The organism is Sphingorhabdus sp., from assembly GCF_044354325.1.
In the GTDB taxonomy this organism is placed as follows: domain Bacteria; phylum Pseudomonadota; class Alphaproteobacteria; order Sphingomonadales; family Sphingomonadaceae; genus Sphingorhabdus_B.
In genome coordinates this window covers 1-11,636 of the sequence record NZ_JBILAF010000065.1, presented here as the reverse complement: position 1 = coordinate 11,636, position 11,636 = coordinate 1, and the positions used below count along the sequence as shown (strand labels likewise).

The 11,636-nt window shown below is 56.4% G+C and carries 9 protein-coding genes and 1 pseudogene; 5 read left to right on the top strand and 5 right to left on the bottom strand.

Annotated elements, in window-relative coordinates; translation table 11 throughout:
• The 5 genes and pseudogenes from ACIQ0G_RS07245 to ACIQ0G_RS07225 form a co-directional block, all read left to right on the top strand.
• Positions 1-175, top strand: a pseudogene (locus ACIQ0G_RS07245) (succinate--CoA ligase subunit alpha); the annotation flags it as partial.
• Between the two features lie 158 nt (positions 176-333).
• Positions 334-3,165, top strand: coding sequence for a 2-oxoglutarate dehydrogenase E1 component (locus ACIQ0G_RS07240; RefSeq protein WP_397577320.1), 2,832 nt, complete (start codon positions 334-336; stop codon positions 3,163-3,165).
• A 10-nt stretch (positions 3,166-3,175) separates the two neighbouring features.
• Positions 3,176-4,402, top strand: coding sequence for a 2-oxoglutarate dehydrogenase complex dihydrolipoyllysine-residue succinyltransferase (gene odhB / locus ACIQ0G_RS07235; protein WP_397577319.1), 1,227 nt, complete (start codon positions 3,176-3,178; stop codon positions 4,400-4,402).
• 11 nt (positions 4,403-4,413) lie between these two features.
• Positions 4,414-5,823, top strand: a complete 1,410-nt coding sequence (gene lpdA, locus ACIQ0G_RS07230; RefSeq protein ID WP_397577318.1) for a dihydrolipoyl dehydrogenase — start codon at positions 4,414-4,416, stop codon at positions 5,821-5,823.
• Positions 5,824-5,855: 32 nt separating this feature from the next.
• The gene (locus ACIQ0G_RS07225) at positions 5,856-6,449 is read left to right on the top strand and encodes a trimeric intracellular cation channel family protein (RefSeq protein ID WP_397577317.1); all 594 of its coding nucleotides are present in this window, start codon (positions 5,856-5,858) and stop codon (positions 6,447-6,449) included.
• Here the strand turns inward: ACIQ0G_RS07225 and msrA are convergent, their stop codons facing one another.
• The 5 genes from msrA to ACIQ0G_RS07200 form a co-directional block, all read right to left on the bottom strand.
• The gene (msrA, locus tag ACIQ0G_RS07220) at positions 6,450-7,151 is read right to left on the bottom strand and encodes a peptide-methionine (S)-S-oxide reductase MsrA (RefSeq protein ID WP_397577316.1); all 702 of its coding nucleotides are present in this window, start codon (positions 7,149-7,151) and stop codon (positions 6,450-6,452) included.
• A gap of 282 nt (positions 7,152-7,433) precedes the next feature.
• Entirely contained in the window at positions 7,434-8,636 is a 1,203-nt protein-coding gene (locus tag ACIQ0G_RS07215; protein ID WP_397577321.1) for a pyridoxal phosphate-dependent aminotransferase, read from the bottom strand.
• 68 nt (positions 8,637-8,704) lie between these two features.
• Positions 8,705-10,459: an aminodeoxychorismate synthase component I gene (gene pabB / locus ACIQ0G_RS07210; protein ID WP_397577315.1), complete on the bottom strand. Its 1,755-nt coding sequence runs from the start codon at positions 10,457-10,459 to the stop codon at positions 8,705-8,707.
• Between the two features lie 31 nt (positions 10,460-10,490).
• Positions 10,491-11,336, bottom strand: a complete 846-nt coding sequence (fghA, locus tag ACIQ0G_RS07205) for an S-formylglutathione hydrolase (protein ID WP_397577314.1) — start codon at positions 11,334-11,336, stop codon at positions 10,491-10,493.
• The coding region (locus ACIQ0G_RS07200) for a YbaK/EbsC family protein (protein ID WP_397577313.1) at positions 11,333-11,636 on the bottom strand (304 nt) is incomplete at its 5' end. The genes fghA and ACIQ0G_RS07200, both read right to left, overlap by 4 nt.

Here is an 11,636-nt window from a genome sequence, read left to right as displayed (position 1 = left end):
CATCGCCGGACGCACTGCACCTCCCGGACGCCGCATGGGCCATGCTGGCGCCATCGTATCGGGCGGCAAGGGCGACGCAGAAAGCAAGATCGCAGCAATGGAAGCAGCCGGCATCCGCGTATCGCCATCACCATCGTTGCTCGGCAAGACATTGGTCGAGGTGCTGAAGGGTTGATTTTGATCCTCCTCGTTCGCGGGGAGGTGGCAACTGGTGCGTAAGTACCGGGTGACGGAGGGGCCTTCCGTCTGACGCTGGGTTAGAGCGGCAACTCCCCTCCACCATCCTGCGGATGGTTCCCCTCCCCACATATGGGGAGGATTTGGAGAAGTAACATGGGTCTTGAAAACCAAGATTTTGAAACTGAGCAAGGTCCAAGCTGGGCGCGTTCGAACTGGCCTTTGTCCATCACCGATGACCTCACGGCTTCGCTTGATCCGACGCAGATGGCGGTCGAGGTTAAGGCCGCGGCAAAGGCTGCTGGTAAGCCCATGGCAGAGGCCGACGCAGTTGCCGCAGCAAGCGATTCCATTCGCGCAATGATGCTGGTGCGCACCTATCGTGTCCGCGGACATCTGGCAGCGAACCTTGATCCGCTTGGGCTTTCCAAGCAGGATATTCCCGCCGACCTTACCCCCGAATACCATGGTTTTTCTGGCGCAGACCTCGACAAGCGCGTCTATGTCGGCGGCACGCTCGGTCTCGAATGGACCACCGTTCGTGAACTCGTCGATACCCTGCGCGCCAATTATTGTGGCCCAGTTGGCCTCGAATATATGCACATTTCCGACGTCGAAGAGCGCCGGTTCCTGCAAGAGCGGATGGAGGGCAAAGATGCCGCCATCCAATTTACGCCCGAAGGCAAAAAGGCCATTCTCGGTAAAGTCATCGAGGCGGAGCAGTACGAAAAATTCCTTGGCCGCAAATATGTAGGTACGAAGCGGTTCGGCCTTGATGGCGGCGAATCGATGATTCCTGCACTCGAAGCCGTCATCAAATATGGCGGCCAGTTGGGCGTGCGCGAAATCGTTTACGGCATGCCGCATCGCGGCCGTCTCAACGTTTTGGCCAATGTGATGGCAAAGCCATACCGCATCATCTTCCACGAATTTTCGGGCGGAAGCGCGAACCCTGATGATGTTGGCGGTTCGGGCGATGTGAAATATCACCTTGGCACTAGCACCGACCGCGAATTTGACGGCATCAAGGTGCATATGAGCCTGGTACCAAACCCTTCGCACCTTGAAGCGGTGAATCCAGTGGTGCTCGGTAAGGTACGTGCGAACCAAACGGCACGCGACGACCTTGGCAAGCATGAACAAGTGCTCCCCGTGCTGTTGCATGGTGACGCGGCCTTTGCTGGTCAGGGCATCGTTTGGGAGTGCCTCGGTTTTTCCGGCATTCGTGGGTATAATACCGGCGGTTGCTTGCACTTTATCGTGAACAACCAAGTTGGTTTCACAACCAGCCCGCAATATGCGCGGTCTTCGCCTTATCCATCCGACGTCGCAAAGGGCGTTCAGGCGCCAATATTCCACGTGAATGGTGATGATCCCGAAGCGGTGACCTTCGCCTGTAAAATTGCGATTGAGTTCCGCCAGACATTCCACCGCGACATCGTCATCGACATGTGGTGCTACCGCCGCTTTGGCCACAATGAAGGCGACGAACCCGGTTTCACGCAGCCATTGATGTATAAAGTGATCAAGGGCCACCCCGCCGTCAGCAGCTTGTACGCCAAACGGCTTGAGGCCGAGGGCGTTATCGATGCGAACTGGGCGGACGAACACGCCATGCGCTATGTGCAAACGCTCGAGCAGGAATTTGCCAGCGCAGCCGATTATAAAGCGAATGCTGCTGACTGGTTTGGCGGACGTTGGTCGGGCCTGTCCAAACCAGCCGATCCCGAAACGGCCCGCCGGAATGTGCAAACAGGTGTTTCCAAAAAACTGTTTGATAGCATGGGCCGCACGCTGACCACTGTGCCCGAAGGCCACAATATTCACCCGACGCTCAATCGTGTGCTCGATGCCAAAAAAGCGATGTTCAGCACAGGCGCGAACTTTGACTGGGCAACAGGCGAAGCGCTCGCTTTCGGATCATTGCTTTCCGAAGGCTATGGCGTGCGCCTATCGGGCCGAGATTCGGGCCGCGGTACGTTCAGCCAACGCCACGGCGTCTGGGTCGACCAAACGACTGAGGAAAAATACATCCCGCTGGCAACATTGCCACATGGCCGTTTTGAAATCCTCGACAGTCCCTTATCGGAATTCGGCGTGCTGGGTTTTGAATACGGCTATGCGGGTGCCGAACCAAAGACACTGGTGCTTTGGGAAGCGCAATTTGGCGACTTCGTGAATGGTGCGCAGACCATGATCGATCAGTTTATTGCCGCCGGTGAAGCGAAATGGTTGCGCGCCAATGGCCTCGTGATGCTGTTGCCGCATGGCTATGAAGGACAAGGTCCGGAGCACAGCTCCGCGCGGCTTGAACGCTTCCTGCAATTATGCGCCGAAGACAATATTCAGGTCGCAAACTGCACGACGCCTGCAAATTATTTCCATTTGTTGCGCAGGCAGATGGCACGTCCATTCCGCAAACCGCTCATCGTCATGACGCCAAAATCGTTGCTGCGGCACAAGCTTGCGGTTTCCAAGGCAGAGGATTTCCAAGGCGAAAGCCACTTCATGCGGATCCTGTCGGACATCAACGCGCCTGCAGACAAGGATGTTAAGCGACTGGTCCTATGTTCGGGCAAGGTTGCCTATGACCTGATGGAAGCGCGCGATGCATCGGGTGACAAAAACACCGCGATTGTCCGCATAGAGCAGCTATATCCGTTCCCCGCCGAACCATTGATTGTCCGGTTGAAGCGTATGACCAATTTGGAAGAGGTCGTTTGGGCCCAGGAAGAGCCGCGCAATGCGGGCAGCTGGAGCTTCGTCGACCCCTATTTGGAAGAATGCCTCGCAGAAGCCAATGTCGGCCCAGCACGCGCACGTTATGCCGGACGCAAAGCCGCAGCCGCGACAGCCACTGGTCTTGCCAAGCGCCACCAAGCCGAACAGGCCGCATTGGTTGCCGAAGCATTGGGCCACAATGTTCGCGAAGAAATCCGCCGCCAACGCACTGGGGGAACCAAGCCGGTTACCCCTCCATCCTCCTGAGGATTGAATTATGAGCACTGAAGTTAAAGTCCCCGTATTGGGCGAGTCCATCACTGAAGCGACCCTTGGCCAATGGCTGAAAAAACCCGGTGAGCCGGTTGCGGTCGATGAGCCAATAGCCAGCCTTGAAACCGACAAGGTCGCGGTCGAAGTGCCGTCGCCTGTCGCCGGTATCATGGGTGCCTATGCCGTTGAGGAAGGCGCTACCGTTAATGTCGGCGCTGTCATTGCTTCAATCGATGCTGGCACCGGCGCTGCCGCAGCACCTGCTGCAGCCGCTGCTGCTTTAGCCCCCGCCGTTACGAGCACCGCTGCGCCTGCGCCGGCCGCTGCTTCAGAAAATAGCGATCTGCCATTGTCGCCTGCGGTCCGCCGCTTGGTGCTTGAGCTCGGCATTGACCCAAGCAAGATCAAAGGCACCGGCAAGGATGGCCGCCTGACTAAGGAAGATGTTGTTGCAGCGGCAAAGGGTGCGCCTGCGCCTGCAGCCACTTCGGCATCAACGGCAACGCCAGCGGCGTCTGCACCGGCAGGTGCGCGTCAGGAAGAGCGCGTGAAGATGACGCGTCTGCGCCAGACAATCGCAAAGCGTTTGAAGTCCGCACAAGACACAGCGGCGCTGCTGACGACGTTTAACGATGTCGATATGTCCGCCGTGATTGAAGCGCGCGCGACCTACAAAGACCTGTTCGAAAAGAAGCACGGCGTGCGCCTTGGCTTCATGGGCTTCTTTACCAAGGCGGTTGCTTTGGCAGCGCGTGATGTTCCTGCCGTGAATGCGCAGATCGATGGCGACGAAATCGTCTATCATAATTATCTCGACGTCTCGGTCGCGGTAAGCGCGCCAAATGGCCTCGTCGTACCGGTCGTGCGCAACGCCGACGCCATGAGCTTTGCCCAGATTGAAAAGGCGATTGGTGATTTTGGCGCAAAGGCAAAGGCCGGTGCGCTCACCATGGAAGATATGTCGGGCGGAACCTTCACCATTTCCAACGGCGGTGTGTTCGGCAGCCTGATGTCGACCCCAATTATCAACCCGCCACAGTCCGCTGTGCTTGGTCTTCACCGGATCGAAGACCGCCCCGTGGTTCGCGACGGACAGGTTGTTGTTCGCCCGATGATGTATTTGGCGCTAAGCTATGACCACCGACTCATTGACGGCCGCGAGGCAGTGACTTTCCTGAAAATCGTCAAAGAGGCGATTGAAGACCCGACCCGGTTGTTGATCGACCTTTAAGGAGCTGAGCAATGGCAGAACATGATTATGACCTGATCGTTATCGGTGCAGGTCCGGGCGGCTATGTTGCCGCCATCCGCGCCGCACAACTCGGCCTAAAAACAGCCTGCGTCGAAAGCCGCGAGACATTGGGTGGCACATGCCTCAACGTCGGCTGCATTCCGTCGAAAGCTTTGCTGCATGCGTCCGAAATGTACCATGAGGCACAATCGGGTTCGCTGGCGAAATTCGGTATCGATTTTAAGGGCGTCTCGCTCAACCTCGACCAAATGCACGCCGAAAAAGCGAAGGCTGTGACCGAATTGACCGGCGGCATCGAGTTTCTGTTTAAAAAGAACAAGGTTGATTGGCTCAAGGGCCGCGCCGCGTTCACGTCCGCCAACAGCATTGATGTAGCCGGCAAAAATTACACCGCCAAAAACATCATGGTCGCGACAGGATCATCGGTAACGCCATTGCCCGGTGTCGAAATAGACCAAAAGGTTATCGTCGATTCCACCGGCGCGCTGGCATTGCCAAAGGTGCCAAAGCACATGGTCGTCATTGGCGGCGGTGTCATTGGACTTGAGCTCGGCAGTGTGTGGTTGCGTCTTGGCGCGCAAGTGACGGTGGTCGAATATCTTGACCAGATCCTGCCCGGCATGGACGGCGAAGTCCGCAAGGAAGCCGCCAAGATTTTCAAGAAACAGGGCTTTAACCTGCGCATGGGCACCAAGGTTACCGGCGCAACGGTAAAGGGTGGCATGGCCACGTTGACGGTTGAACCATCAGCCGGCGGTGCAAGCGAAACGATTGAAGCGGATTGCGTACTTGTGGCGATTGGCCGCCGCGCAAACACCGATGGCCTTGCAATGGAAAAAGCGGGCCTCGCGGTCAATGCGCGCGGGCAGATTGAAATCGGCCATGATTTCCAAACCAATGTTCCCGGCATCTACGCAATTGGCGACGTTTGCCCCGGTCCAATGCTGGCGCATAAGGCGGAAGACGAAGGCATTGCCGCGGCTGAATTTGTTGCGGGCCTAACGGGCATCGTCAACCATGACGTCATCCCGGGCGTCGTCTACACCTACCCTGAGATTGCCAGCGTTGGCCTGACCGAGGAAGAAGCGAACGAACATGCTTCGGCTTCGGGTAGCGAGATCAAGGTCGGCAAATTCCCGATGATGGCCAACAGCCGTGCGAAAACAAATCGCACCACGGACGGTTTCGTCAAAGTCATTGCCGATGCAAAAACCGACCGCGTGCTTGGCGTGCATATCATCGCATCAATTGCCGGCAGCATGATCGCTGAAGCAGCTGTGGCTATGGAATTCGGTGCAACGTCGGAAGACATCGCGTACACCTGCCATGCCCACCCGACCCATGCCGAAGCCTTGAAGGAAGCGGCCATGGCCGTGACCGGCAAACCGATCCACATGTGATGATTACCCAAGCGGCCCAAATAGCCCCGGCCATGATTTCATGGCTGGACCTATTTGGGATCGCTGTATTTGCCGCATCGGGTGCACTCGCCGCGGCGCAACGCAAACAGACGCTCGTCACCTTCTCCTTCTTTGCGCTGGTTACTGGCGCGGGTGGTGGCACTGTTCGCGACCTGCTTATTGGTGCACCGGTTTTCTGGGTGCAGGATTGGCGTTTTGCAGCGACCTGTCTTGTGACTGCGGGGCTGGTGTGGGTAACGCCGCAACATCTTTGGAAACCGCGTGCGCTGGACTGGTTTGATGCGGTGGGCATTGCCATTTACGCGGTGTTCGGCACGTGGAAATCACTAACGCTGGGCGTTCCATTGTTACCGGCCATGATGATGGGCGTCATCACGGCATGTGTCGGCGGCATCATTCGCGATGTGCTGGCAGGTGAGCCATCGATCCTGCTTAAACCGGAAATCTATGTAACAGCTGCGGCGCTGGCGTCAGGCCTTTTTGGCCTATCATTATTTATCGGCATACCCGTTCTGTCCGCCGCAATTTTCAGCGCGACAGCCGGTTTTGCCTTGCGGGCGATGGCGATTTGGAAAGGCTGGGCAATCCCCGCCTATCGGGGTTAGTTACCGCACGCCATTCGGGAAAAGTTTCTTTAAATTCGCAATCTTGGGTTTGTCCCATTGCACGATGTAAGGGTGCCTTGGGTTTTTCGCCATGAAGTCCTGATGATAGCTTTCGGCAGGAAAGAAACTGATGGGCTCCAGCGTCGTAACAATGGGTTTCTTCCAATATCCAGCCTTGTCCAGTTGCGCCATATAGGCGCGCGCCGCCTTTTGCTGTGCTGCGTTCGCGGGGAATATCGCGGATCGATATTGCTTGCCGCGGTCTGGACCCTGACGGTTCAATTGGGTCGGATCATGCGCCACAGAAAAGAATATATGCAGCAGTTCGCCATAGCTCACCACCGCAGGGTTATATTGAATCCGCACAGATTCGGCATGCCGCGTGGCGCCCGAACTGACGAGATCATAATCGGCGGTTGACCGCGTCCCGCCGGAATAGCCCGACTCCACGCGCGTCACGCCTTTTAAGCGTTCAAACACAGCCTCCACACCCCAAAAGCAACCACCGGCAAAAACAGCGGTCTGCATGCCCTTTGGTTCAACCATTTTCGTAAAGGGTGCGGCGATCCGAATGCCCTCTTCGGCATGCGCAGTGCCGACAGCGGATCCAAAGTCGGAACCGCATCCTGTCACCAAACCAAACAGCAGCGCGACATGTACCGCGCGGATAACGCATTTAGGGGTTCGGGGCAGCCGCTTCATATGATGGACCTCCAACGGACACAGACCGCGTGGCTTCTGCGTTTTGATCATTTGCGCTAGCCGGTTTGATGATGGCCAGCCCAGCCAAACCTAGCGCAAATCCGCCGGCCAGACTGAGGAAAAGATCCGAACGCACGAAGTTATAAAGACGGTCCATATTTTATCTCTGACATAGTGCCCAGATTGGCGCCGAAACAGCTATGTGCGTCGGCTTAAAATGGTTTCACCAGAAAACACATTAAACGTGCATGAACGCCGTTCAGCGTGATGCACATATTGCGGTCATGTGAGTGCGGCGCAGGCTGCTTGAATACGCGTGCACGCTTCCTTGAGGATATCCGACGATGTTGCATAAGAAATCCGGAAGCCCGGCGACAGACCGAAGGCCCCGCCATGCACCGCAGCCACGCGGTAATCATCGAGGAAATAATCGATGAGGTCCGCATCGGTTTCAATCTTCTTACCCTTGGGCGTCGTCTTGCCCATCACGCCGGTTGCATCGGGATAGACATAAAATGCGCCTTCTGGCGTCGGGCAGCTAAGCCCCGGTGCGTCGTTCAGCATCGCGACGACAAGGTCGCGGCGTTCACGGAAAGCGATATTGCGTTCACGCAAGAAATCCTGTGGTCCGTTAAGCGCGGCAAGCACGGCATATTGTGAAATGGAGCAGGGATTGCTCGTCGATTGCGACTGCAAATCCGCCATCGCCTTAATCAACCATGCCGGGCCACCAGCATAGCCGATGCGCCAACCGGTCATGGCATAAGCTTTGGACGCACCGTTCATGGTGAGGGTGCGATCATAGAGTTCGGGGCACACCTGAAGCATCGTCGCAAAGGGCGCCTGCGCATACCAAATATGTTCGTACATATCGTCGGACAGCAACATGACGTGCGGATGGCGCAGCAGCACTGCACCCAATTCTTTCAACTCATCCGCATCATAAGCGGCGCCGGTCGGGTTGGACGGCGAATTTAGGATCAACCAGCGCGTCTTCGGCGTAATGGCTGCCTCCAGTTGTTCTGGCGTGATTTTATAATTTTGCGCCGCAGTCGCCATAACGATCACGGGCGTTCCGCCGGCGAATTGAACGATATCGGGATAGCTGACCCAATAAGGTGCAGGGATGATGACTTCATCGCCCGTATCAATCGTTGCGACCAGGGCGTTAAACAATGTGTGCTTACCACCGGAGTTTACCGTGATCTGCTTTGGCGTATATTCAATGCCATTGTCGCGCTTGAATTTTGCAATGATCGCCTGCTTGAGCGGCGCGATACCGTCCACGGCAGTATATTTCGTCATGCCGTCACGAATGGCCTGAATGGCGGCGTCTTTGACGAATTCTGGCGTATCGAAATCGGGTTCGCCCGCCGACAGTCCAATGACATCAATGCCCTGTGATTTAAGGTCAATCACACGTCCCGACATGGCAAGCGTCGCTGAAGGGGCAATCCGGCCGAGCGCGGCCGACAGACGGTCAATCATCATCAAAACTTTCGGGCAAAAATTGAACAGAAGTTGCGCGCTTGCCCCTAAAGCCTCGCTAAAAGTTACGCAACCCTATGCGCTCTTATTAATCCACGTGCGCTGTTCCCGACAAAAAAACCACCCGCCAAATCGTCGATCGTCAAATCCGCCTCTCGGGCTTCACCGGCGTCGATAAGCGCGCGGCGAAGCACAGACGGCAGAAGCCCGGTCTGAAGCCGTGGCGTCCGCAGAACGCCATCCTGTTCAACAAACAAGGCCGTGATGCTACCTTCGGTTAAGCGGCCATCGGTACCAACGAAGATAACTTCGTCACAATCGGTGCGCGCTTTTCGCGCGTTGTCGTAAAAAGCCCGATCGCTCATCTTGTGCCGAAGCCGGAAATCTTGGGCGGCGACAGGAAGCGGGACAACGGCAACGCGCCAGTCGGTAACATCCTGCAGCGGGCTGATCTCAATCGCGACTGCACCATGCCGCGAAACCATCAGCCGGATTTTCGAAAGCCGATCGAGATGGAAAATGCTGGCGTGTAGGCGGTTGCGCAATGCGTGCCGGTCAAATTCAAATCCGAACAACATTGCGCTGGTCTTCATGCGCTCCAGATGCAACTCCAGCCGAAGGATTCCGGCCATCGGTTCAAAACGCATGGTTTCGATCAGATCAAATCCGGTATCGCCCACCTTGGCAAAATCCCCCTTGGCCAAACATTCTGCCCATTCATCTGCTTCGTTGGAATCGGCGACAATGCCTGATCCTAGCCCAAGTGAAAGCGTCTTTGTAGAATCGCACAACGTAAAAGTACGAATGGCAACGTTGAAGGCGGCATCGCCATTGGCATCAATACGCCCGATGGAGCCGCAATATATTCCGCGTGGTGCGGTTTCCACTTCTTCAACGACCTGCATTGCGCGGATTTTCGGCGCGCCCGTAATCGACCCGCATGGGAATAATGCTGTTATGACGTCAACCGCATCCACACCCTCGTTCAACACACCCGTGACGGTCGAGGTCATCTGATGAACGGTGGGATAGCTTTCGACATGAAACAATTCAGGCACGGCGACGGTGCCCGCGGCGCACACACGGGACAGATCGTTGCGGAGGAGATCGACGATCATCAAATTTTCCGCCCGTTGTTTCGGGTCGGTGCGCAAGAGCTCCGCAACATCGCTATCCCGTTGCGGGTCGACTTGTCTTTGTGCCGTGCCCTTCATCGGTTTTGTGGTTACGCGTTGGTCCTCAAGCGCGAAAAACAGTTCGGGTGAAAAGGACAGATAATGCGCGTCCCCCGTGTAGATAACACCGCCATAGCCCGCCTTCGCGCGGCCGCGCAGCGCCGCATATAAGGCCAGCGGATCGCCCGCATAATCGGCGGAAAGCGGAAAGGTCAGATTGGCCTGATAAATGTCTCCGGCATGGATAAAATCCTGAACCGCAGCAAAGGCATCGCCATATTCTGCGCGCGAAACCCCGGGGCGCAATTCCGACAGCCATGCACCCGCCGGATCGGGTAGATATGACGGCACGACGTCAGCCGAGATTGTGCTGTAGCTGCGAAAAAAGCCAAACCACGCCAGTGGCCCGCTACGTTCTTGCCCAAGATTTGGCAGGAGATGCTGCCCACTTTCATAGCCCAAAAACCCCGCGGCATGAAGCCCGCACCGCTGCGCATCACGCAGGGCACCAAGCACAGCGTCGACTTCATCAAAGCTGTTGGCGGTCCATATTTCAACCGGGTCGGTATATAGCCGCGCAGGCGACGCACCCTGCATGCGGGCATCGTCGAGCAGCACATAAGGGCGATCTGTCGGGATCTTCATATGCGCAGCAAAATCAACAATGCCCAAGGCTTTAGCCGTTTAGCCGTTCCGCATGCCAAGCGAGATGGTCAGCCATGAAGGTCGAGATGAAATAATAGCTGTGATCATAGCCCGGCTGCATGCGAATTTCGGCACGCTGACCAACCGCGGCACATTGTTCGACGAGCAGATACGTCTTGAGCTGTGACTCGAGGAAATTGTCAGCCAGGCCTTGGTCGACCAACAGATCAGGCAAGCGTGCGCCATCTTCCAACAACGCAACGCTGTCATAGGCGCGCCATTGCGCACGGTCATCGCCAAGATAGCCACCCAAAGCCTTTTCACCCCAAGGACAATTTAACGGCGAAACAATCGGCGAAAACGCCGACGTCGACTTATACTTGCCCGGGTTACGCAGACTGATCGTCAGTGCGCCATGCCCGCCCATGGAATGCCCCATAATGGCTTGCCGCTGCATATCCGCAGGGAAATGCGCGGCGATGATATCAGGCAATTCACGCTCGATATAATCTTGCATCCGGTAATGCGTGTCAAAAGGCGATGCGGTGGCGTTGACGTAAAATCCGGCACCCAAACCAAAGTCATATGCGGCATCGGCATCGTCGGGAACGTCTTCACCGCGCGGGCTGGTGTCCGGCGCCACGAAAATCAAACCCAGCTCTGCACATGCGCGGCGGAATTCGCCTTTCTCGGTCACATTTGCATGGGTGCAGGTCAGGCCCGACAAAAACCACACCACTGGCAAAATCTGGCCTTCTTCGTGCGGCGGGACATAGACTGAAAAAGTCATGTCGGTGCCGGTGGCTGATGAATGGTGCTTATAAACACCCTGCACGCCACCAAAGGCGATATTTTGAGAGACGGTTTCGAAAGTCATGCGGGCTCCAATGTCGGGACGGAAATAATCTGGGGTGGGTGCTGCCAATAGGTTTGCGCGCGGATAAGATCGCTGGTCGCAATGCTTACAGTCGCGCTGTTTCGCAGCGGGTGGCAATTGATAATGTCAGCTTGCGCTAACGCAGCATCAAGCACGAATTGGACAGCACAATCTTTATCATTGATGGCCGCCAAAGCCGTGACGGCCCCCGGCGTAATACCGAGCAGCCGTTCCATATCTTCGGCTTTACCAAAGCTGATCCGGCCGCAGCCGATGGCCGATGGCAACGTCTTTAAATCA

Bases quoted from the DNA above. Each gene is read 5' to 3' on its own strand.
- msrA (WP_397577316.1), bottom strand. From the start codon at position 7,151: ATGAAGCGGCTGCCCCGAACCCCTAAATGCGTTATCCGCGCGGTACAT.
- odhB (WP_397577319.1), top strand. From the start codon at position 3,176: ATGAGCACTGAAGTTAAAGTCCCCGTATTGGGCGAGTCCATCACTGAA.
- lpdA (WP_397577318.1), top strand. From the start codon at position 4,414: ATGGCAGAACATGATTATGACCTGATCGTTATCGGTGCAGGTCCGGGC.
- pabB (WP_397577315.1), bottom strand. From the start codon at position 10,459: ATGAAGATCCCGACAGATCGCCCTTATGTGCTGCTCGACGATGCCCGC.
- ACIQ0G_RS07240 (WP_397577320.1), top strand. From the start codon at position 334: ATGGGTCTTGAAAACCAAGATTTTGAAACTGAGCAAGGTCCAAGCTGG.
- ACIQ0G_RS07225 (WP_397577317.1), top strand. From the start codon at position 5,856: ATGATTTCATGGCTGGACCTATTTGGGATCGCTGTATTTGCCGCATCG.
- fghA (WP_397577314.1), bottom strand. From the start codon at position 11,336: ATGACTTTCGAAACCGTCTCTCAAAATATCGCCTTTGGTGGCGTGCAG.